Origin of the sequence: Agrobacterium sp. NPDC090273 (genome assembly GCF_044772305.1) — a bacterium.
Classification (GTDB): domain Bacteria; phylum Pseudomonadota; class Alphaproteobacteria; order Rhizobiales; family Rhizobiaceae; genus Agrobacterium.
In genome coordinates, this window is the sequence record NZ_JBIVYN010000001.1 from 460,604 (window position 1) to 480,032 (window position 19,429).

The following is a 19,429-nucleotide window of genomic DNA, read 5'->3' on the forward strand; positions in this document are numbered from 1 at the left end:
GGGAACGATGGCGCGCCAAGAAAATCTCGACATCTGCCTTGCGACGTTGCGCGATACCGATCGCGACCGCTATCTTTCCTGCCTGCTTTCTCCTGAGGACAAACGGTCCTCTCTGGCGGCGCTCTATGCCTTTAACGCCGAAATCGCCCGCATTCGCGATCTGGTGCGGGACGCCTTGCCCGGTGAAGTGCGGATGCAGTGGTGGAGCGATCTGCTGGAAGGCAATCCGCATGGCGACAGCCAGTCGCATCCGGTTGCGGCAGCACTCCTCGACACTATCGAGAAACACCGTCTGCCGCGTCAGGTTCTCCTCAACATGATCGAAGCGCGTATCTTCGATCTCTATGACGACGTGTTCGAAGACAGAAACGCGCTCGAGGGTTATGCGGGTGAAACCGCGTCGGCGCTTATCCAGCTTTCCAGCCTCGTCCTGTCGCCCGAGGATTCTGCTGCCAGCGCGGAAGCTGCCGGCCATGCCGGTGTGGCGCAGGCCATGGCGGGGCTGCTGCTGCTCATGCCGCTGCATCGCCGTCGCGGCCAGGTCTATATTCCCGCCGACATGCTGGCGGCTGCCGGTCTCAACCGCGAGAGCTTCCTTGAGGGCGACGACAGGCAGCGCATCGGTATCGCCATTGAACTGTTTGCAGTTCATGGGCTCGATCATCTTGCCAAGGCAAGGGCACACAAAATTTCACCGCAGGTCTTTCCGGCCTTTCTGCCTGTCGCCATGGCAGGCCCGGTGATCTCTGCTGCCAGGAAGGCTGGCGCCGGTCTTCTGGACGGTGGTGTGCAGCTTTCGCAGCTGCGCCGCCAATGGCTTCTGGCAAAGGCATCCTTCCTCAAGCGATTCTGAGGGAAGAATTTTCACACCCAAACTCCACGCAAGCCTCGGCTGGTATGAACCGGGGATCGGGTTCGCGCGTTCAGAGTCGCGAATCACACCAGCCACTTGCCCGAGGGAGCGTCGCGGATGAATTTGGCGATCTGGATCATCGTCTTCGTGTTGCTTGCAGTCTTCGCTTTTTATGCCCTGCGCATGTCGCGGGCGACCGATGACGACAACAGTCATGATGTCGGTCAGGCAATCATGGATTTTGCACGGGCGTTCCCGAACGAGGCGATCCGCAGCCTGCACATGACGGTGGATGGAAAGACCGCCTTCGTGCGCCTGCACGACAACAAGGCAGGCTTCATGCGCAACATGGGCTCACACTATGCCTGCATCCTGATCGATCCCGAGCGCATCCGTGTGGAAAGTCTGGAGAGCGGCGACGGTTTTGTCGTGAGCTTTGAGGACATGCCGAAATATAGCGGTGCATACCGCTTCAAATCGGCAGGAGAGGCCGCTGAGGTTTCCCTGTGGCTGCTTGGCAGCCTCGTTGAAGCGCAGGACCACCACGCGCACGACTTGCCACCCTCGCACGCCTGAGGCCACGCCTTCAAAGTTTTTACTGCGTGTCGAGCGGCTGGGTTGCGCCGGCGTGCTTGCGCTCCCGCCAGATGATGAACAGCCCTGAAGCCACGATGATGAGAATGCCGAGCCATTTCGACGGGGTCGGGAAGTCGGCAAAGAACACGTAGCCGAGCACGGTCGCGGAGATGATTTCGAAATACTGGAACGGCGCCAGCAGAGACAGCGGCGCCAGCCGGAATGCCTGCACGATCAGCAGGTGCATGTAGCCCGATATCGATCCGAGCAGGATCAGCAGAATGAGATGCGATCCATTCTGCGGCAGCGAGATTGCAAAGTCCTTGTCGCCAAGCCTGTCGCCGATCAGCAGTGCCGCGCCCATGAACACGGTGCCGGCAATACCGGCCATGGTCTGCATGGTCAGCGGGCTGTCGGCATCGCCAATGGCGCGGTTCATGAAAAGATAGAGCGTGTAGAGAAACGCGCAGACGACGGGCAGCAGCGATGTCCAGCCGAAGATCGCAAAACTCGGCTGAATGACGATCAGCGCGCCGCCAAAGCCGACGGCAATTGCCGTCCAGCGTTTCCAGCCGACCTTTTCGCCGAGGAAGATGGCCGACATCATGGTCAGCATGAAAGGCTCGACGAAATAGATCGCGAATACATCCGCCAATGGCATGTATTTGACGGCGGCAAAGAAGGTCAGGCTGGCGGCGGCATGCAGGATGCCGCGCAGGAAATTCATCCAGGGACGTTTGGCGGTGAACAGCGCCCTCGGCGACACCACCAGGATGAGGGGCAGGGTGCAGAGCAACTGGAAGAAGAAGCGGTAGAAGGTGACCTGCGCCGGCGACATGCCGCCGCTGACGGCCATATATTTGGCGATCGCATCCATGACCGGCAGCACGATCATGCAGCCCGCCATAATCATCATGCCTCTGACCGTATCGCTGAAGCCGGAATTCATCGTCATCTGTCGTCCTGGGCTTTCAGCCGACATGTTCAAAAAAAGAGGCGCCAACCGGCGCCTCATTTCTCCTTGAACAAGCGTCTTGCTCAGGCAGCGTTCTGGCGCGGTAGGCTCTTCATATCAATGACGAAGCGGTAACGCACATCGCTTTTTATCATACGTTCATAAGCGTCGTTGATCTGATCGATGTCGATCATTTCAATTTCGGCGGTGATGCCCTTGTCGGCGCAGAAATCCAGCATTTCCTGGGTTTCGGGAATGCCGCCGATCATCGAACCGGCGAAGGTCTTGCGGCCGGGTATGAGGCTGAAGGCATGGACGGAGAGGGGCTTTTCCGGCGCGCCGACCTGCACCAGTGCGCCGTCACGCTTCAGAAGGGCGAGATAGGCGTTGATGTCGTGATCGGCGGCAACGGCGTCGATGATCAAATCGAGGCTTGAAGCGGCCTTCTTCATCTGGTCCTGGTCACGGGACACGATGACCTCATGCGCGCCAAGCTTCTTGGCATCCTCTGCCTTTCCGGGCGAGGTGGTAATCATTACCACGGTCGCGCCCATGGCATTGGCAAGCTTGACGGCCATGTGGCCGAGGCCGCCGAGACCGACGACGCCGACGCGCTTGCCGGGACCGGCATTCCAGTGGCGAAGCGGCGAGTAGGTGGTGATACCAGCGCAGAGCAGAGGTGCTGCTGCGGCCGGATCGAGCCCTTCGGGAATATTCAGCACGTAGCGGTCATCGACGACCACATGGGCGGAATAACCGCCAAGGGTGTGCGCGCCGCCGCCCATGGCCTTGTCAGGCGAGTTATAGGTGCCGGTCATGCCGTTTTCGCAATATTGTTCCAGTCCGTCGGCGCAGCTTGCGCATTCGCGGCAGCTATCGACGATGCAGCCGACGCCGACACGGTCGCCTTTCTTGAACCTGGTGACCTCGGAGCCGATGCGGCCAACGCGGCCAACGATCTCATGGCCGGGAACGCAAGGATAAAGCGAACCGGCCCATTCGGCGCGGGCGGTATGAATATCGGAGTGGCAGACGCCGCAGAACTCGATTTCGATTTCGACATCGCGCGGGCCGGGATCGCGACGCTTGATCGTCGCGAGCTTCATGGGCGACGAGCCGTCGTCACAGGCGTAAGCGGACGTTGTGAACATGAAAGTTCCTCCTCTTGATATAGTGATGCTGAAAGACCGGTGGGTGGCAATTGTGCGAAGAGAATCAGTCTCCGGCGCCGGTTTCGGCAACTGCGGGACCAAAAACCTCCTCGAAGGCTTCCCGCAGCAGAACGTCGACGTCGGTGATCATAACCGGCAATCCCAGATCGACAAGGCTTGTCACGCCATATTCGCTGATGCCGCAGGGCACGATTCCCGAGAAATGGCCGAGATCCGGATCGACGTTGATCGACAGGCCGTGGAAACTCACCCACTTGCGCAGGCGGATACCGATTGCGGCAATCTTGTCTTCACGCACACCGCCATTCAGCAGAAGCGGCTTTTCCGGACGCTGTACCCAGACGCCAACCCGGTCTTCGCGTCTTTCACCGCGCACATTCATCTTGTCCAGGGTGCGGATGATGACCTCTTCAAGTGCTGCGACATAAGCGCGGACATCCTGACGGCGGCGCTTCAGGTCCAGCATGACATAAACGACGCGCTGTCCGGGGCCATGATAGGTGTATTCGCCGCCTCGGCCCGTGGCGAAGACCGGGAATCGGTCCGGCTCGATCAGGTCTGCCGCGTCGGCGCTGGTTCCAGCCGTATAAAGTGGCGGATGCTCCAGAAACCAGATGAGTTCGTCTGCTTCGCCTGCAGCAATTGCCGCAACTTCACGATCCATCGTCTCCATGGCCTCCTCGTAGGGCACGAGTCGGTCCGAGATTCGACATCGAACAGGGCGCGAACCGGGGGCTGGAAACATATTTGTTTGAAGATCGGTACGTGTGAGCATGAAAAATGTCCTTTCCACAGCCTTCTCGCAAAATGACGATCAGGCGGCAACCCCTGCATTTGCGGGCTTCTTGGATATAGGAAGGGTGTTGTTGATTTTTAATTTCAAAAAACTGTCACGACGCTCTTGTGCACCCAAAATCCTTTTGCTACATGACCCCCCGTCGGCGCAAGTTGACACCTACCACGATGCGGTCGTGGCGGAATTGGTAGACGCGCAGCGTTGAGGTCGCTGTGGGGCAACCCGTGGAAGTTCGAGTCTTCTCGACCGCACCAAAAGAAAACCCGCTTCGGCGGGTTTTTCTTTTTCTATCAGACGGTTCCCCGCTTGCTCTCAGATTTTGCTTCAATACGTTTGACGGCGTATTTTGGTGCTGGCCGTCATGTCGTGCGCGACCAATTCTCCAGATTGCTGCCGTTTTTTCCCGCTGTTTTCGGGGTCGTCATCGCGCCCTCATATCCGGTCGAGAGGGCGCGCGATCTGTCGTTTCTCAGCGGCGAATGATGGCGTTCGAAGCCGTGCCGTTTTGCTGGTGGTTTCCGTCACCAACGCGGTAAGGATCGCCGTCCATCACCTGGTCCATGCGCCATTGTGTTCCGCGGTAAGGGCTTTCCCAGGTCTGGCATCCGGCCAGCAGCGCGCTCGCGGACATCAGTCCGATAACAAGAGCGGTTTTCAGCATTGTCGTCTCCTTGATGGTTTCCCGCAGGAGATGTAGTAGCCGCGCAGGAGATTTTCGACGTTTGTGAAACAAAAACTTTGTTAGCACATTCACTTATCGGCAGATCATCCCAGCAGATTTCGGTGGATTACTCGTTTTAGGACGAGTTACTTCGCAGTAACCCCCATAAAGAAAGGGGTGGAATGTCATGGGTTGAATGTTAGCTTTTGTCAAAAATGCGTCTGGGGGCGATCTTGTTGGGGGACAACGCGAATTCGGACAATGAGCTCGGCTACTACATGTGGAGTATTGCCGATAACAGGCTCATCATGGACGCAGTCACGGCGGAGTGCCACGGCTTCTCCGCGGAGACCGGCGCGCAGGGGGTAACGATCGAGGAAATCCTCGAACGGATCGATATAGAAATGCGGGACAAGGTTGCCCAGGCGATCATGGACAGCATCACGACCGGAGCGTTTTTCAATCAACGCTACAAGGTCTGGCTGCCGGACGGATCGTTCCGGTTGATCGTGGCCAAGGGCAGGGCGATCTTCGATACCGAAAATTCTCCCTTTCTCGGGCTTGGCGCCGTACGGGACGTTACCGTCAAGCGACCACGGGCGTTGGCCTGATTACGGAACCCGAAAAAAGGCGGCACAAGGCCGCCTTAGTTCATTAAGGGCAATCGATAGACGTATCAGAAGACGGCAAGATATTTCAGAAGCGAAATGATGCCGATAATAATCACGATAATCTGTGCGATCTGCTTTGCGCCGCCGCCGACGGGCAGGCGAGCGATCAGCCACAGAACAAGAACGATTACCAGAAAGGTAATCAGAATGCTGACGAGCGTTGACGTAACCATATGGTTCAGCTCCCTTTTTCAACCACTTAAACGGTCGTTCACCGTTGCGTGAATAACTGCGCACAATTAATTTGGTTCCACGGCATTTGTTGAAAACGAGGGCGTCGCGTGAATCAGTTCAAAGTGAAGAAAAGGCCAACGGGCGCTACGGCCAGGCTCAACCGCCTCGGCCACCCGGTTCTCGAATCGGCGACGGGCGGTGGCCTCACCGTGGTTACGGGCGCCTCGGAACCCGGCTACAATCCTCTGGATCTGATGTATGCCTCGCTGGCCGCCTGCCTGGCCCTGAGCGCCAGAATTGCGGCAAGCCAGATGGGCGTGCTCGACCGGTTCGAAAACGTCTCGGTCAGCGTCTCCGGCGAGAAATCTGAGACGGAGCCGTACCGCATCGTCCGCTTCGACGTCTCCATCGATATTGCAGGTGACTACGACGCCGGGACGCGTCATGCGATCGCTCACAAGGCCGAGGAAATCTGCACCGTCAGCAACACGCTGAAGGGTGAGGTGGATATTGTCCTCGCGGATGGCCGCTAGGAATTATTTGCGGGACTTGTCCCATTTCTTGATGAGGCGGTCGCGCTTCAGCTTCGACAGGCGCTTCAGCCAGAACATGCCGTCAAGCTGGTCGATTTCGTGCTGGATACAGATTGCGTGGAAACCTGTGGCGGTTTCCTCATGCATCTTTCCCGTCACATCCTGATAGCGCAGCGTCACCGTGGCGGGGCGGTCCACCTCGTCCGTGAAGCCGGGCATCGACACGCTGCCTTCGACGTGGCGCATGATCTCGGACGAAAGCCCGGTGATTTCAGGGTTGATATAGGTCAGCACCGTTCCCGGCGTCAGTTCCAGCACGAAAACCCGCTGTCTGACGCCGATATGGGCGGCGGTGATGCCGACGCCGGGGGCGGCCCGCATGGTATCGGTCAGGTCATCGACCAGCGTTGTCACGGTGTCGTCGAAAACCGCAACGGGCGCGCAGATTTCGGACAATCCCGGATGCGGGTAGGAAAGAATCGGCCGGATCGCCAAGACGTGTCTCCGTTCGTTGTCAGGTCGAAATCGACGATTGGGCAAGGTCTCTGCCGTCGTCGGTCAATTCCAACCAGGTTCTTTGCGTTCGACTGTCGCGTTTTACCGTTCTGATGTAGCGGGGAGACGCGGCTGCTATCTCTCTCAGAACAAGCGCATGGGCAAGCCCCAGCCGTTTGGCAATGCTGCGGCTGTCCGTGGCAAGACCAAGATGGATGGCGAGCAGCGTGGCGGCGGCTGTGGCACTGATATCAGGCGAGGCGAGATGCACGAGCCTGTGTACCGCAGCCAGGAATGCGGCTGCGGCGTGATCGTCATCGCTCATGCCGCCTCGGAACCGGCGCGCAGCTTGATGGTCACCAGGACGGATTTCGACGTCGGAGTGAAGCTGCCGTCGCCATAGCTGCTCAGGGGAACGAGCACGTTGAGTTCGGGGTAATAACCGCCGATGCTGCCGCGTGGAATGTTATAGGGCACGAGACGGAAGTTTTCGGCGATGCGCTCACGGCCATCGGTATATTGGCCGATGACATCGACGCGCTGGCGCGAATGGGCGCCCAGCGCCTCCATGTCCTTCGGGTTCATGAAAATGACGTGGCGCTCGCCATAGACGCCGCGATAGCGGTCATCCATGCCGTAGATCGTCGTGTTGTACTGGTCGTGGCTACGGAATGTCTGCAGCACGAACAGATTGTCATTGCCAAGCGCCTGCTGGTGTTCGGTCTTTTCGGGAAGTTCGCCCGTATAGAAGGTCGCTTTTCCGGCCGGAGTGTTCCATTCCCGCTCGGCGGCGGCATTGCGCAGATGGAAGCCGCGGGGCACGCGAACGCGTTCGTTGAAATTGTCAAAGCCCGGAATGACACGCTCGATCATGTCGCGAATGAGGTCGTAATCATCCGCCATCGCCTGCCAGTCGACGCGGGCATTACCGAGCGTGGCTGCGGCGATGCCGGCAACGATTGCCACTTCCGAACGCAGGTCTTCCGATGCGGCTGGATTGATGCCGCCCGAACCGTGCACCATGCTCATGGAATCCTCGACCGTGACGATCTGTGCGCGGCCTTTCGAGTTGCGGTCGATTTCCGTGCGTCCAAGGCAGGGCAGAATGTAGGATGTTTCACCCGGCACCAGGTGCGAGTGGTTGAGCTTGGTGGCGATGTTGACCGTCAGCTTCTGTTTTCTGAAGGCATCGATGATCAACGGGCTGTCCGGGGTGGCCCGCAGGAAGTTGCCGCCGAGCGCGATGAAGGTTTCGGCCGTTCCGTCCAGCATGGCGGCAATGGCTTCCACGGTGTTGTGGCCGCGCTTGCGCGGCATCGGCACGCCCAGTTCCTTTTCCAGCGCGTCGAGGAGGGCAGGCGGCGCCTTCTCGTCAATGCCGACGGTGCGGTCGCCCTGGACGTTGGAATGGCCACGCACGGGGCATAGACCGGCGCCGGGACGACCGACATTGCTGCGCAGCAGCATGAAATTGGCGATTTCGCGAACGGTAATCACCGAATGCTTGTGCTGCGTGATGCCCATGGCCCATGTGGCGATCACCGCGTTGGCCTGCATATAGATGCTGGCGGCTTCCTCGATCTCGGCGCGCGTCAGGCCGGACTGGTCGAGAATGTCGTCCCAGCTCGTCGCATCGACGGCAGCGCGGTAGGCTTCGAATTTGACCGCGTGATCGGCGAGGAAATCATGGTCGATGATGGCGGTTTCACCGGCGGCTTTTGCGGCATCGTCGGCGGCAAAGACCACTTTGCTCATGCCGCGAATGGCGGCCATGTCGCCACCTTGCTTCGGCTGGTAATAATTGGTGGCAATTTTCGTGTTGCCGCCGGTCATCATCTCGATCTTGTCCTGCGGATCTGCGAAACGCTCCAGTCCCTTTTCTCTGATAGGGTTGAGCACGACGATCTTTGCGCCCCTGAGTGCCGCGCGGCGCAGGTCACCCAGCATGCGTGGATGGTTGGTGCCGGGGTTCTGGCCGATCACGAAGATGGCGTCGGCCTGCTCGAAATCCTCCAGCAGCACGGTGCCCTTGCCAACGCCGATGGAGGCTTTCAGGCCCACACCGCTTGCTTCGTGGCACATGTTGGAGCAGTCGGGAAAATTGTTCGTGCCATAAAGGCGAACCATGAGCTGATAGAGGAAGGCTGCCTCGTTCGAGGCGCGGCCGGAGGTATAGAACTCGGCGCGGTCGGGGCTGTCGAGGCTGTTGAGAATACGGCCGATTTCGGCAAAGGCATCGTCCCAGGATACGGGAAGATATTTGTCGGCCTTGCGGTCGTAACGCATCGGATGGGTGAGCCTGCCCTGTTTTTCCAGCTCATAATCCGACCATTGTGCAAGGGTTGAGACGGTGTGCTGCACAAAGAAGTCCGGTGGCACCCGTGCTTCGGTCGCTTCCCAGGCGACGGCCTTGACGCCGTTTTCGCAAAACTCGAAGGATGAACCGTGTTCAGGGTCGCCCCATGCGCAGCCGGGACAGTCGAAACCATCGGGCTGGTTGGCTTTAAGAAGCGTTCGCGCACCGGATATCGGGGCTCCTGACTCCATCAGGCGTTTGCCCACGCTTTTGAGCGCGCCCCAGCCGCCTGCCGCCGAAGATGCCTTGCCGATAAAGTCCGTCTTGCTCATTTCTGTCCGTCTTTCCTGACGTCTGCTTGTGATTGCGTGCGGCTGTGCCGGGCACGTCGATTCCTGGCGATATGCCTGAGATCAAGTGTTCCAGAATCGCCCTGGGAACGTATATGTCAACGCTTATCTTTCCGGTTCGCATGGAACGGCAAGCGACGGTTCGGCGTTCGGTCTGATGTGAAAACCCCTCATGCGTGAGGGCAATTTGCAACATTCTCGTCGTGGCGGCGGTGCTTGCCGGTTTGCAGCTATCCGGTTGTTGACAATAAGTTTTTAAACGCCATTCTCCAGCCAATTCGTGCACTGCGGCATTTCAGAAACAAGGGGACGCAAGATGACAGACCGTGACGACGATCTTCTCGCGCCCGAAGACGACAAGTCCGTGGACGTGCCTTCCGATATCTATGCAGAAGACGGGTCTATCCGCTCTGATTTTCTGGCCATGGTGGGGGCGGCGATTGCCGACCGCGACCTGCTTTTCCTGCGTCGCAACGTCGCCAAGCTACATGAATCCGAACTCGGTGACCTGATCGAATCCATTCAGCCGGAACAGCGCCATGCGCTCGTACGCCTGCTTGGTTCCGACTTCGACATGACGGCGCTGACGGAGGTGGATGAGGGCATCCGTCTCGATATCGTCGACCAGATGTCGAACGAGCAGATTGCCGCCGGTATCGGCGAACTGGATTCGGACGACGCCGTCTACATTCTCGAGGACCTCGACGACGAGGACCGCGAGGATATTCTTTCGCAGCTTCCCTTTACCGAGCGTGTTCGCCTCATGCGGGCGCTCGATTATCCGGAAAGCTCGGCCGGTCGCCGTATGCAGACGGAATTTGTGGCGGTGCCACCGTTCTGGACCGTCGGCCAGACCATCGATTATTTGCGGGAAGAAGAGGAATTGCCGGATTCCTTCTCGCAGATTTTCGTCATCGATCCGACCTTCAAGCTGGTTGGCGCTCTCGACCTCGACCGGGTGCTGCGCGCCAAGCGTCAGGTGAAGGTCGAAACGATCATGCACGAGACGAACCATTCGATTCCGGCCGAGATGGACCAGGAAGAGGCCGCGCAGCTTTTCGAGCAGTACGACCTTCTCTCCGCCGCTGTCGTGGATAACAACGGCAGGCTGGTCGGTGTCCTGACCATCGATGACGTGGTCGACGTTATTCAGGAAGAGGCGGAGGAGGATCTTTTGCGCCTCGGCGGCGTGGGTGACGAAGAACTTTCCGACTCCGTTGCCAGCACATCGCGGTCACGCGTGCCGTGGCTTGCCGTCAATCTGGTGACCGCTTTCCTGTCGGCATCGGTCATCAGCCTGTTCGATGCGACAATCCAGCAGATCGTGGCGCTGGCCATCCTGATGCCTGCGGTGGCCGGCATGGGCGGCAATGCCGGGTCGCAGACCATGACGGTTTCGGTGCGGGCGCTCGCGACCAAGAGCCTCGACATCCACAATGCGGCGCGCATCATCCGCCGTGAGGCGGGTGTCGGCATCCTAAACGGCATGTTGTTCGGTACTGCGATTGGCGTGGTGGCGGGAATATGGTTTCAGGATATCCATATCGGCGGCATCATCGCCACGGCCATGTGTCTCAACATGCTGGCGGCGGCGCTGGCGGGCATTCTCATTCCGCTTGTTCTCGACAAGTTCGGCGCCGATCCCGCGGTATCATCTGCCGTGTTCGTGACGGCGATTACCGATATCGTCGGCTTCTTTGCCTTCCTTGGCATCGCGACATGGTGGTATGGCATTTCGGGGTAGGGTGCAGGGCAAGCAAAAAATTGACTTTTACGTTAAGGTCAAATAATAATTCTCGGGTTATGAATCGGATAGGCCCGTGAACAAGTATTATAGCATAACCGAACTGACACGCGAATTCGGCGTTTCCACTCGCACCTTGAGATTTTACGAGGACGAGGGGCTCATTCATCCTGAGCGCCGTGGTCGGACCCGGCTGTTCCGGTCGGCAGATCGCCATCTCATTCAGGAAATCCTGCGTGGTCGCCGTATCGGTTTCACGATCGCCGAAATCCGTGAGATCATTCACGTCTACAAGGAACCGCCGGGCGAATCGGGTCAGCTTGAGCTTCTGATGAAGAAGGTCGACGAAAAGCGTGCCGACCTTCGCCAGAAGCGCAAGGACATCGAGGAAACTTTGGCGGAGCTCGACAATGTCGAGGAAGCCTGCCTTACGCGCCTGGCCGAAATCGGCGTCGGCACCTGATTTTCTGACGATTTACCTGTTGGCAGGAAGCGCTATTGCGCTTCCACCGTGCACTGCGATGCAACGTCGGTGATCTTCGACTGCTGTTCTGCCGACAGGCTGCCTTCCATCATCTTATCGAACAGATTTTCCGCATGCAGCTTCTCCAGCGTGCAGCCGCAGAAGCGCTGGCATAGGTCCACGCTGTTTTCCTGCTGCATGCAGCTTTTCTCACAGCTCGACTTGTAGAGTTCGACCTGATCGACCGGCGGCGGGGGGGCGATCTGCGAGGCAACGTAGACGATGCCGAGCAGCAGCGGTTGATGCACCAGATAAAACAGCAGGCTGTGGCGACCGGCGAGCGCAATGATGTTGCGCGGCGCGCTTGGCGTGCGGAAACGGTCCAGCCATCCGCGCGGCACCACGAATTTCGAGGTCGCGATACCAACCAGCACAGGGGCAAGCCAGGGCAAAAGCGGCACATAGTCGTTGGAGCGTGGCGGTAGCGTCGCAAAGCCGATCCAGGCCAGCCAGCGACTGTTGAACAGGTCCGACTGGATATAATGCGGCAGGGCAAACGCGACGACGGCAGCCACGAGCGTGAGCAAAGCCGGTACACGCAGGAAGAGGAGACCGATCAGGCTTGTCGCGGCAATGGTGTGCAGGATGCCGAAGAAGATGAAGCTGTCGGGGAAGGCGAAGATGGTCGCAACGGTAATCAGCAGGGCCGAACCGGCCACCATGGCAAAGCGCTTGTTGAACGAGGCCCAGTTTATGCCCTTGCCATGCGCCAGATACAGGCTGAAACCCGCCAGAAACAGGAAGGACGTGGCGATGCCACGGGCATAAAGCTTCCACAGGCCCTCGGTTGCCGTGCCGGGCTCCAGATAGCCGAACAGCTCCAGATCCCAGGTGAAATGGTAGGAGGCCATGGCCAGCAGCGCAATGCCGCGCAGGGTATCGAGCCCGCCTATGCGGCCTTTGGGACGAGGCGGTTGCGCCACACTATCTGTTTCCATGTCGGGAGCTGCTTCACGCTGAGGTTTCGTTGCTTCGGGCTTGGCCTTCGAAGTAAGGCGATTTCAAGGCTTCGATTCATCCATGATCGCCAGTCGTGCCTCCGAAAAGAACTGGCGGCGCAGCAGGGCAACGATGATGATGGTGGTGGTGGCGATGAAAACATAGGAGCTGATGAACCATCCGAGATAACCGATCGACAGGAAGATGGTTCTCAGGCCGTCGTTGAAATTCTTCGCGGCGATGATGTTCATGCGAATGACGTTTTCGGCGGCGCGTTCGGCGGCGGCCTGATCGGCATTGGCGTCGTGCACCATCGGAATGGCGCCGAACAGAATGGTGCAATAGTTGAACAGGCGGTAGGACCAGCCGAACTTGAAGAAGGAATAACCGAAAAGACAGGTGAGGCCGATAACCTTCAATTCGAAGGCGGTGCGGCCGCCGTAATGTACGAAGGGCATGTCGCGAAACACCGATTCGACCTGGTCTGTGGCACCCAGCAGCGCAAAACAGCCACCGATGGCGAAGATCGAGGTGGAGGCGAAAAACGCCGTGCCGTTCTGCAGGCCCGCCATGATCTGCGTATCGATCATTTTCAGGTCGCGTTTCAGGGAGTTGTAAATCCATTCACGGCGACGTTCGGCCATCGCCCGGTTCAGGCTCGTTCTCGAAAACCAGGTCGACTTCGTGGTGAGGTGCGTATAGCTCATCCACAGCAGGATGAAGAGAGCGAATGCCACATAGTCCATGGTGGTCATCGTGGGCGAGAACCTTTGCTGTTTGCGAATCTTGCGAACCGGATGTCGCGCGAAGGTTAGCGCATAGGCGCGCGAACCGGAATCGCTTTTGATGCAATGGCAGGGCGAGTAAACAGCTTAAAATGGCCCTTTCTTGCATCGATGGCATGAGATCGCGTCCGGCGCTAACGTTCCGGTAACCATGTTGCGGCTATCAATGACGCACAGGCAACGAACGCTGCCTGTCGGCGCCGGAAAAGGTTTTGCGTCCCGGTTGCCGACCCAGATCCGATGTTTTCGCGCGCCACGCTCGATTGACAGAAAGCGCGTTCGGACCTAGCCTTTTTCCAGAGAGTCCGGTGTTTCCGTTTTATCGAAAGCTGCGCTTTGATGTCCGCATGGTGCGGGCGGGTTCGGCCCTTTGAAACGGTATCGCAGCAGTCCGGCATGATCGACCGGGAGAACGCCTCTTGATCTACGAATCGTTCTCTTTTCATGACGCGGCGGCTTGCGGCTTGTGGTATCGCCGCAATGACACCGGCTCTCCTTCATATTTCTCTTCTGGTTCGCATGACTGATACTTCACGCTCTGTTCTCGTTCTCGGCGGCGCTCGCTCCGGAAAATCCCGTTTCGCCGAAGATCTGGTCAAGGCGGCAGGCGGCCAGGCGCATTACATCGCCACCGGCCGGGCGTGGGATGACGAGATGCGCGAACGCATTACCCACCATCGGGACCGACGCGGTGAAGAGTGGATCACCCATGAAGCGCCTGTCGATATCGTGTCCGTGCTGCGTGAGATTGACGCGCCTGACAATGTCGTCCTGATCGACTGCCTGACGTTGTGGCTTACCAACCTGATGATGGAAGAGGCCGATATCGAGGCTGCCTTCTCATTGCTTGAAGAGCATATCGGCAAGGCAAGGGCGAGGTTGATCTTCGTGTCCAACGAGGTCGGCCTCGGCATCGTGCCGGAAAACCGCATGGCACGGGAGTTTCGCGATCATGCCGGCCGCCTGCACCAGCGCGTTGCCGCCATCGCAGGCGAGGTCTATTTCATCGCCGCCGGCCTGCCTCTGAAAATGAAGGGCTAGGCCGCTTCCGGCAGCTCTTTTTCCGTTGATCTGAATCAAGGCTGTTTCCCGCGGTCGGTGGCAATGCTCCCCCTGACGCAAAGGCCGGTTTCCGCTTTCGAAAGCTGCTCGCGCCTGGCGTCGATCCGCTTGACGTTGGGGGAAACCAACAATGAACTATACCTTGGAAATTGCGATGGTGGCCCTCGGGGCCTTTTTCGCGCTGCTCGGAGCGGCCTTCGCTCACGACAGTCTTTTTGAAGCCCATATGTGGGTTCTGTTCTTCACGCTGCTTGTCGGCACCGTTCTGTTGCTGCGCCGTGTGTCCTTTGCGCCGGTTCGTCAGGCTGCGAAGACGCAGCGCCAGTCCGAGTATTTTGACGAGGTGGTAAAATACGGCGTGGTCGCGACCGTGTTCTGGGGTGTCGTCGGCTTTCTGGTCGGCGTGGTCGTCGCTCTGCAGCTTGCCTATCCCGATCTCAATGTCGCGCCCTGGTTCAATTTCGGCCGCACGCGGCCTCTGCACACGTCGGCGGTGATCTTCGCTTTCGGGGGAAATGCGCTGATTGCCACGTCCTTCTACGTGGTTCAGAGAACCTGTCGCGCCCGCCTTTTTGGCGGCAACCTCGGCTGGTTCGTGTTCTGGGGTTACAATCTCTTCATCGTCATGGCGGCCACCGGCTATCTGCTCGGGATTACCCAGGGACGCGAATATGCCGAACCGGAATGGTATGTCGACATCTGGCTGACGATTGTCTGGGTCGCCTATCTCATCGCGTTTCTCGGTACGATCCTGATGCGCAAGGAGCCGCATATCTATGTGGCGAACTGGTTCTATCTCGCCTTCATCGTGACGATTGCCATGCTGCACATCGTCAACAATCTAGCGATCCCGGTTTCCTTCCTCGGTGTCAAAAGCTATTCGGCCTTCGCTGGCGTGCAGGATGCGCTGACGCAATGGTGGTACGGCCACAACGCTGTCGGTTTCTTCCTGACCGCAGGCTTCCTGGGCATGATGTATTATTTCGTGCCGAAGCAGGCCGGTCGCCCGGTTTATTCCTATCGCCTGTCGATCATCCACTTCTGGGCGCTGATCTTCATGTATATCTGGGCAGGTCCGCACCACCTGCATTATACGGCGCTGCCCGACTGGGCGCAGACGCTCGGCATGGTGTTTTCGATCATGCTGTGGATGCCGTCATGGGGTGGCATGATCAACGGCCTGATGACGCTTTCGGGCGCATGGGACAAGATCCGCACCGATCCGATCATCCGCATGATGGTGATTGCCATCGCCTTCTACGGCATGTCGACCTTCGAGGGACCGATGATGTCGATCAAGGCCGTCAATTCGCTCAGCCATTATACGGACTGGACGATCGGCCACGTGCATTCCGGCGCGCTCGGCTGGGTCGGCATGATTACCTTCGGCGCAATCTATTACCTGACACCGAAGCTGTGGAACCGCGACCGGCTTTACAGCCTGCGCATGGTCAACTGGCACTTCTGGCTCGCAACGCTCGGCATTGTCATCTACGCCGCCGTGCTGTGGGTTGCCGGTATCCAGCAGGCGCTGATGTGGCGCGAATACGACCAGCAGGGCTTCCTCGTCTATTCCTTCGCGGAATCGGTCGCGGCGCTGTTCCCGTATTACGTCCTGCGTGCGGTCGGCGGGGGGCTCTACCTCTGCGGCGGTCTCGTCATGGCCTACAACGTCTACATGACCGCGCGCGGTTACGAGCGGGAGGAGGCTCCGATTGCCGGAAGCTATCCCGTCGTTGCCCAGCCGGCCGAATAAGGAGGAGCAACAATGTCGCTTCTTGACAAACACCAGCTCATAGAACGCAACGCCACCCTGCTTCTCGTCGGTTCGCTGCTCGTCGTTTCGATTGGCGGTATCGTGGAAATCGCGCCGCTGTTCTACCTTGAAAACACCATCGAGAAGGTGGAGGGCATGCGGCCTTATTCACCGCTCGAACTGGCCGGGCGCAACATCTACATCCGTGAGGGCTGCTACGTCTGCCACAGTCAGATGATCCGCCCGTTCCGCGATGAGGTGGAACGTTATGGCCATTACAGCCTGGCGGCCGAATCCATGTACGACCACCCGTTCCAGTGGGGTTCGAAGCGAACCGGGCCCGATCTTGCCCGTGTCGGCGACCGTTATTCGAACGAATGGCACGTACAGCATCTGGCCGACCCGCGTTCGGTGGTGCCGGAATCGATCATGCCGTCCTACGCCTTCCTCAAGACGACACCTCTCAAGGTGACCGACGTTTCGATGGAGCTGAAGGCAAATCGCGCCGTTGGCGTGCCCTATAGCGACGAGATGATCGACAGTGCGGCCGCCGACCTTGCGGCGCAGGCTGACCCGAATGCCGATACCAGCGGTGTATTGCAGCGCTACCCCAAGGCCAAGATCGGCGATTTCGACGGCGATCCGGCCAGGCTGACCGAGATGGATGCGCTGGTCGCTTATCTGCAGATGCTCGGCACGCTGGTTGATTTCTCGACCTATGACGATGCGGCCGGATACCGGTGAGGAGAGACCATGGAAACCTACACAGCCATGCGTCACTTCGCCGATAGCTGGGGCCTGCTTGCCATGGCGCTGTTTTTCGTCGGCGTCGTGGTCTTCACCCTGCGTCCCGGCGGCAAGAAGGCGGCCAACGATGCCGCCAGCATCCCTCTGAAGGAGGACTAGGATATGGCCGACAAACATATAGACAAGCTGAGCGGCGTCGAAACAACCGGCCATGAATGGGACGGCATTCGTGAACTGAACAACCCGATGCCGAGATGGTGGGTGTGGACCTTCTACGCCACCATTCTCTGGGCCATCGGTTACACCATTGCCTTTCCGGCATGGCCGCTGATCAACGGTGCGACACAAGGCGTGCTCGGCTGGAGCAGCCGCGCTGACATCACCGCCGAAATCGCCACCGCCAAGGATGCGCAGAGCGTCTCACTCGACAGGATCGCCAGCGCCTCGCTCGAAGATATCCAGGCCGACAGCACATTGATGCAGTTCGCGCTTTCGGGCGGTGCCGCCGCCTTCAAGGTCAACTGCATTCAATGTCACGGCTCCGGTGCCGAGGGGAGCCAGGGTTACCCCAACCTCAATGATGACGAATGGCTGTGGGGCGGTAGCGTCGAGGATATCTATACCACCATCAACCACGGCATTCGCTTTGCCGAGGACGCGGATACCCGCATTTCGGAAATGCCGGCGTTCGGCGATATTCTCGAGACATCGGAAATCCGCGAGGTGGCGGCCTACGTCGTCAGCCTGACCGGAACGCCTTCCGATCCGGCGCTGGCGGAGCCCGGCAAGCAGGTCTTCGCCGACAATTGCGCCTCGTGCCATGGAGAGGATGCCAAGGGCAACCGCGAGTTCGGCGCGCCCGATCTTGCCGATGCCATCTGGCTGAAAGCGCATGGCGAGCAGGGCATCGTCTCACAGATCCGTTCGCCCAAGCATGGCGTCATGCCCGCCTGGGGTGGACGTCTGGGTGACACCACGGTCAAGCAGCTCGCCATCTTCGTGCATTCGCTGGGGGGTGGCGAATAAGGGACGCCAAATCGTCGAATCCAGACCATCGCATAAAGAAGGGGCGCTCGAAGCGCCCCTTTTTCGTCTGGTCGATACGGTCAGGCGGCGCGGCCATCGGGATATTCGGCCGGACCTTTCAGTTCGATCTTGTTGCCGAAGGGATCGCGGAAATAGAAGGAATGCCCCATTCCCCGCGCGCCACCGTGGAAGGCTTCCTGTTCGATGGTCACATCGAATTTCGCCAGATGAGCGCGTAGCGTCTCATGGTTCAGCGGTCCGGTCGCAATGCATATGTGATCGACATTGCGGCCACCGGCGACGGGCGGTGCCGCCTTCGTGCCGCCAGGATGGGTCACATCCCAGAGAACGATCAGGGAGTTTCCGCACCAGACCTGTTCCATGCCAAGTGCTGGATAGGTGTAGCCGTTCGTGCATCCCAGAACGTTCCGGTAAAAATCGAGGGCGCGCGCCATGTCGTCAACGATGAAGACGACATGGTCGAGGCCGACGAGCGAAAAGGGCGGTGTTGTCGCAGTCATGTTCAATGCATCTCCCGATCAGGCTTTTGACCATACCGCCAGTTCATAGCCATCCGGGTCGGTGAAGTGAAAACGGCGACCGCCGGGAAACTCGAAAATCGGCAGGCTGATCTTTCCTCCGGCCGATTCGACGCGGTTTTGTGCCGCCTCGATGTCCGATGCGTAGAGAATGACCAGCGGTCCGCCCTTGGCGGTAACTGGTGCTGTCGTCGTAAAACCGCCGGTCAGCCGTCCATCGGAGAATTCGCAATATTGCGGACCGTAGTCCTTGAAGGTCCAGCCGAAGGCGCCGCCATAAAAGGCTTTGCTCGCTTCAATGTCTGACACATTGAATTCGACATAGTCGATCCTTCTGTCGTTTTCGGTTTCGCTCATGTGCTCCTCCTTCAGCTCCGTTCGATGATCGATTTCAGCGTTTCGAGATCGGTTTTCACCAGACCCGCATCGCGTGCAAAATCATCGTCTGTCATGCCGGGAAGTTGCAGCAGGGTAAAGGCAATTTCTGCACCATCGCCATTCGGCGTGACCCGCAAGGCGTTATAGACCTTCAGGCCGTCGGGCATGGTGACGACATGGTCGATGACGCCGAGATCGTTCGTTGCGGCAAAGCGCACATGCACCGATCCGACCGCGCCGCCATCGGCAATCCATTCATCACCGTTGCGGGTCAGGCCGCTGGCAAGTCCAGCCGCCCAGAGCGGCATGTTTTGCGGGTTGGATGCAAAGTCACAAACCTCTTTCCAGGGTCTGTCGATCGAAAGGTGGACGATCTTCGATGGCATGACGGGCATGTG

24 protein-coding genes and 1 tRNA gene are annotated in these 19,429 nt (G+C 58.8%); 12 read left to right on the forward strand and 13 right to left on the reverse strand.

Annotation, left to right across the window (positions count from 1 at the left end; genetic code table 11):
* Window positions 1-7: 7 nt before the first annotated feature.
* On the forward strand, window positions 8-853 hold the full coding sequence (locus ACIQT8_RS02210; protein ID WP_400962880.1) for a phytoene/squalene synthase family protein: 846 nt from the start codon (window positions 8-10) through the stop codon (window positions 851-853).
* Between the two features lie 117 nt (window positions 854-970).
* Window positions 971-1,429 carry a hypothetical protein gene (locus ACIQT8_RS02215; RefSeq protein ID WP_138792541.1) on the forward strand — a complete coding sequence of 153 codons (459 nt, stop codon included), beginning with the start codon at window positions 971-973 and terminating at the stop codon, window positions 1,427-1,429.
* 19 nt (window positions 1,430-1,448) lie between these two features.
* Here ACIQT8_RS02215 and ACIQT8_RS02220 read toward each other — a convergent pair whose 3' ends face one another.
* The 3 genes from ACIQT8_RS02220 to lipB form a co-directional block, all read right to left on the reverse strand.
* The gene (locus ACIQT8_RS02220; RefSeq protein ID WP_400962883.1) at window positions 1,449-2,384 is read right to left on the reverse strand and encodes a DMT family transporter; all 936 of its coding nucleotides are present in this window, start codon (window positions 2,382-2,384) and stop codon (window positions 1,449-1,451) included.
* Window positions 2,385-2,467: 83 nt separating this feature from the next.
* On the reverse strand, window positions 2,468-3,535 hold the full coding sequence (locus tag ACIQT8_RS02225) for an NAD(P)-dependent alcohol dehydrogenase (RefSeq protein ID WP_400962886.1): 1,068 nt from the start codon (window positions 3,533-3,535) through the stop codon (window positions 2,468-2,470).
* 64 nt (window positions 3,536-3,599) lie between these two features.
* Complete coding sequence (gene lipB, locus ACIQT8_RS02230; RefSeq protein ID WP_262526041.1) at window positions 3,600-4,331, reverse strand: lipoyl(octanoyl) transferase LipB; 732 nt, start codon at window positions 4,329-4,331, stop codon at window positions 3,600-3,602.
* 190 nt (window positions 4,332-4,521) lie between these two features.
* On the opposite strand from lipB, the gene ACIQT8_RS02235 reads away from it, so the two are divergent.
* Window positions 4,522-4,606 (forward strand) — tRNA-Leu (locus ACIQT8_RS02235).
* A gap of 215 nt (window positions 4,607-4,821) precedes the next feature.
* On the opposite strand, the gene ACIQT8_RS02240 is transcribed toward ACIQT8_RS02235, so the two are convergent.
* Complete coding sequence (locus ACIQT8_RS02240; protein ID WP_138792538.1) at window positions 4,822-5,013, reverse strand: hypothetical protein; 192 nt, start codon at window positions 5,011-5,013, stop codon at window positions 4,822-4,824.
* A gap of 233 nt (window positions 5,014-5,246) precedes the next feature.
* Here ACIQT8_RS02240 and ACIQT8_RS02245 point away from each other — a divergent pair, with 233 nt between their 5' ends.
* Window positions 5,247-5,624: a PAS domain-containing protein gene (locus tag ACIQT8_RS02245; protein WP_400962891.1), complete on the forward strand. Its 378-nt coding sequence runs from the start codon at window positions 5,247-5,249 to the stop codon at window positions 5,622-5,624.
* A 65-nt stretch (window positions 5,625-5,689) separates the two neighbouring features.
* Here the strand turns inward: ACIQT8_RS02245 and ACIQT8_RS02250 are convergent, their stop codons facing one another.
* A complete protein-coding gene (locus tag ACIQT8_RS02250; RefSeq protein ID WP_003495928.1) occupies window positions 5,690-5,857 on the reverse strand; it encodes a Thivi_2564 family membrane protein in 168 nt (55 codons plus the stop codon).
* A gap of 108 nt (window positions 5,858-5,965) precedes the next feature.
* Between ACIQT8_RS02250 and ACIQT8_RS02255 the strand changes: the two genes are divergently transcribed.
* On the forward strand, window positions 5,966-6,391 hold the full coding sequence (locus tag ACIQT8_RS02255; protein WP_400962894.1) for an OsmC family protein: 426 nt from the start codon (window positions 5,966-5,968) through the stop codon (window positions 6,389-6,391).
* A gap of 3 nt (window positions 6,392-6,394) precedes the next feature.
* On the opposite strand, the gene ACIQT8_RS02260 is transcribed toward ACIQT8_RS02255, so the two are convergent.
* Genes ACIQT8_RS02260 through ACIQT8_RS02270 form a run of 3 tightly spaced genes read right to left on the reverse strand, consistent with a single transcriptional unit; the run spans window position 6,395 to window position 9,514 of the window.
* The gene (locus ACIQT8_RS02260) at window positions 6,395-6,886 is read right to left on the reverse strand and encodes a peptide deformylase (RefSeq protein ID WP_400962897.1); all 492 of its coding nucleotides are present in this window, start codon (window positions 6,884-6,886) and stop codon (window positions 6,395-6,397) included.
* Window positions 6,887-6,905: 19 nt separating this feature from the next.
* On the reverse strand, window positions 6,906-7,211 hold the full coding sequence (locus ACIQT8_RS02265; protein ID WP_400962900.1) for a hypothetical protein: 306 nt from the start codon (window positions 7,209-7,211) through the stop codon (window positions 6,906-6,908).
* Window positions 7,208-9,514 (reverse strand): FdhF/YdeP family oxidoreductase, encoded by a 2,307-nt coding sequence (locus ACIQT8_RS02270; RefSeq protein ID WP_400962903.1) that lies wholly within the window; start codon window positions 9,512-9,514, stop codon window positions 7,208-7,210. Before ACIQT8_RS02270 ends, ACIQT8_RS02265 begins: the two co-directional genes overlap by 4 nt.
* A gap of 334 nt (window positions 9,515-9,848) precedes the next feature.
* On the opposite strand from ACIQT8_RS02270, the gene mgtE reads away from it, so the two are divergent.
* Both mgtE and ACIQT8_RS02280 read left to right on the forward strand, forming a co-directional pair.
* The gene (gene mgtE, locus ACIQT8_RS02275) at window positions 9,849-11,276 is read left to right on the forward strand and encodes a magnesium transporter (RefSeq protein WP_262526029.1); all 1,428 of its coding nucleotides are present in this window, start codon (window positions 9,849-9,851) and stop codon (window positions 11,274-11,276) included.
* A 76-nt stretch (window positions 11,277-11,352) separates the two neighbouring features.
* Window positions 11,353-11,739 carry a MerR family DNA-binding transcriptional regulator gene (locus tag ACIQT8_RS02280; RefSeq protein WP_138792532.1) on the forward strand — a complete coding sequence of 129 codons (387 nt, stop codon included), beginning with the start codon at window positions 11,353-11,355 and terminating at the stop codon, window positions 11,737-11,739.
* A 32-nt stretch (window positions 11,740-11,771) separates the two neighbouring features.
* Here ACIQT8_RS02280 and ACIQT8_RS02285 read toward each other — a convergent pair whose 3' ends face one another.
* Entirely contained in the window at window positions 11,772-12,737 is a 966-nt protein-coding gene (locus tag ACIQT8_RS02285; protein WP_400962908.1) for a heparan-alpha-glucosaminide N-acetyltransferase, read from the reverse strand.
* Between the two features lie 63 nt (window positions 12,738-12,800).
* On the reverse strand, window positions 12,801-13,493 hold the full coding sequence (locus ACIQT8_RS02290; protein WP_138792530.1) for a DUF599 domain-containing protein: 693 nt from the start codon (window positions 13,491-13,493) through the stop codon (window positions 12,801-12,803).
* Window positions 13,494-14,042: 549 nt separating this feature from the next.
* On the opposite strand from ACIQT8_RS02290, the gene cobU reads away from it, so the two are divergent.
* The 5 genes from cobU to ccoP all read left to right on the forward strand — a co-directional run bounded on the left by cobU (window position 14,043) and on the right by ccoP (window position 18,114).
* The gene (cobU, locus tag ACIQT8_RS02295; protein WP_400964348.1) at window positions 14,043-14,564 is read left to right on the forward strand and encodes a bifunctional adenosylcobinamide kinase/adenosylcobinamide-phosphate guanylyltransferase; all 522 of its coding nucleotides are present in this window, start codon (window positions 14,043-14,045) and stop codon (window positions 14,562-14,564) included.
* Between the two features lie 151 nt (window positions 14,565-14,715).
* Complete coding sequence (gene ccoN / locus ACIQT8_RS02300) at window positions 14,716-16,341, forward strand: cytochrome-c oxidase, cbb3-type subunit I (RefSeq protein ID WP_400962911.1); 1,626 nt, start codon at window positions 14,716-14,718, stop codon at window positions 16,339-16,341.
* Between the two features lie 12 nt (window positions 16,342-16,353).
* Window positions 16,354-17,085, forward strand: coding sequence for a cytochrome-c oxidase, cbb3-type subunit II (gene ccoO, locus ACIQT8_RS02305; RefSeq protein ID WP_138792528.1), 732 nt, complete (start codon window positions 16,354-16,356; stop codon window positions 17,083-17,085).
* A 9-nt stretch (window positions 17,086-17,094) separates the two neighbouring features.
* Window positions 17,095-17,247: a cbb3-type cytochrome c oxidase subunit 3 gene (locus tag ACIQT8_RS02310; RefSeq protein ID WP_138792527.1), complete on the forward strand. Its 153-nt coding sequence runs from the start codon at window positions 17,095-17,097 to the stop codon at window positions 17,245-17,247.
* 3 nt (window positions 17,248-17,250) lie between these two features.
* Window positions 17,251-18,114, forward strand: a complete 864-nt coding sequence (gene ccoP / locus ACIQT8_RS02315; protein WP_400962915.1) for a cytochrome-c oxidase, cbb3-type subunit III — start codon at window positions 17,251-17,253, stop codon at window positions 18,112-18,114.
* 80 nt (window positions 18,115-18,194) lie between these two features.
* Here the strand turns inward: ccoP and ACIQT8_RS02320 are convergent, their stop codons facing one another.
* Genes ACIQT8_RS02320 through ACIQT8_RS02330 form a run of 3 tightly spaced genes read right to left on the reverse strand, consistent with a single transcriptional unit; the run spans window position 18,195 to window position 19,426 of the window.
* The gene (locus ACIQT8_RS02320) at window positions 18,195-18,635 is read right to left on the reverse strand and encodes a VOC family protein (protein WP_262526017.1); all 441 of its coding nucleotides are present in this window, start codon (window positions 18,633-18,635) and stop codon (window positions 18,195-18,197) included.
* Between the two features lie 18 nt (window positions 18,636-18,653).
* Window positions 18,654-19,010 (reverse strand): VOC family protein, encoded by a 357-nt coding sequence (locus ACIQT8_RS02325; RefSeq protein WP_400962919.1) that lies wholly within the window; start codon window positions 19,008-19,010, stop codon window positions 18,654-18,656.
* Window positions 19,011-19,021: 11 nt separating this feature from the next.
* On the reverse strand, window positions 19,022-19,426 hold the full coding sequence (locus ACIQT8_RS02330; protein ID WP_400962922.1) for an SRPBCC family protein: 405 nt from the start codon (window positions 19,424-19,426) through the stop codon (window positions 19,022-19,024).
* Window positions 19,427-19,429: the final 3 nt, after the last annotated feature.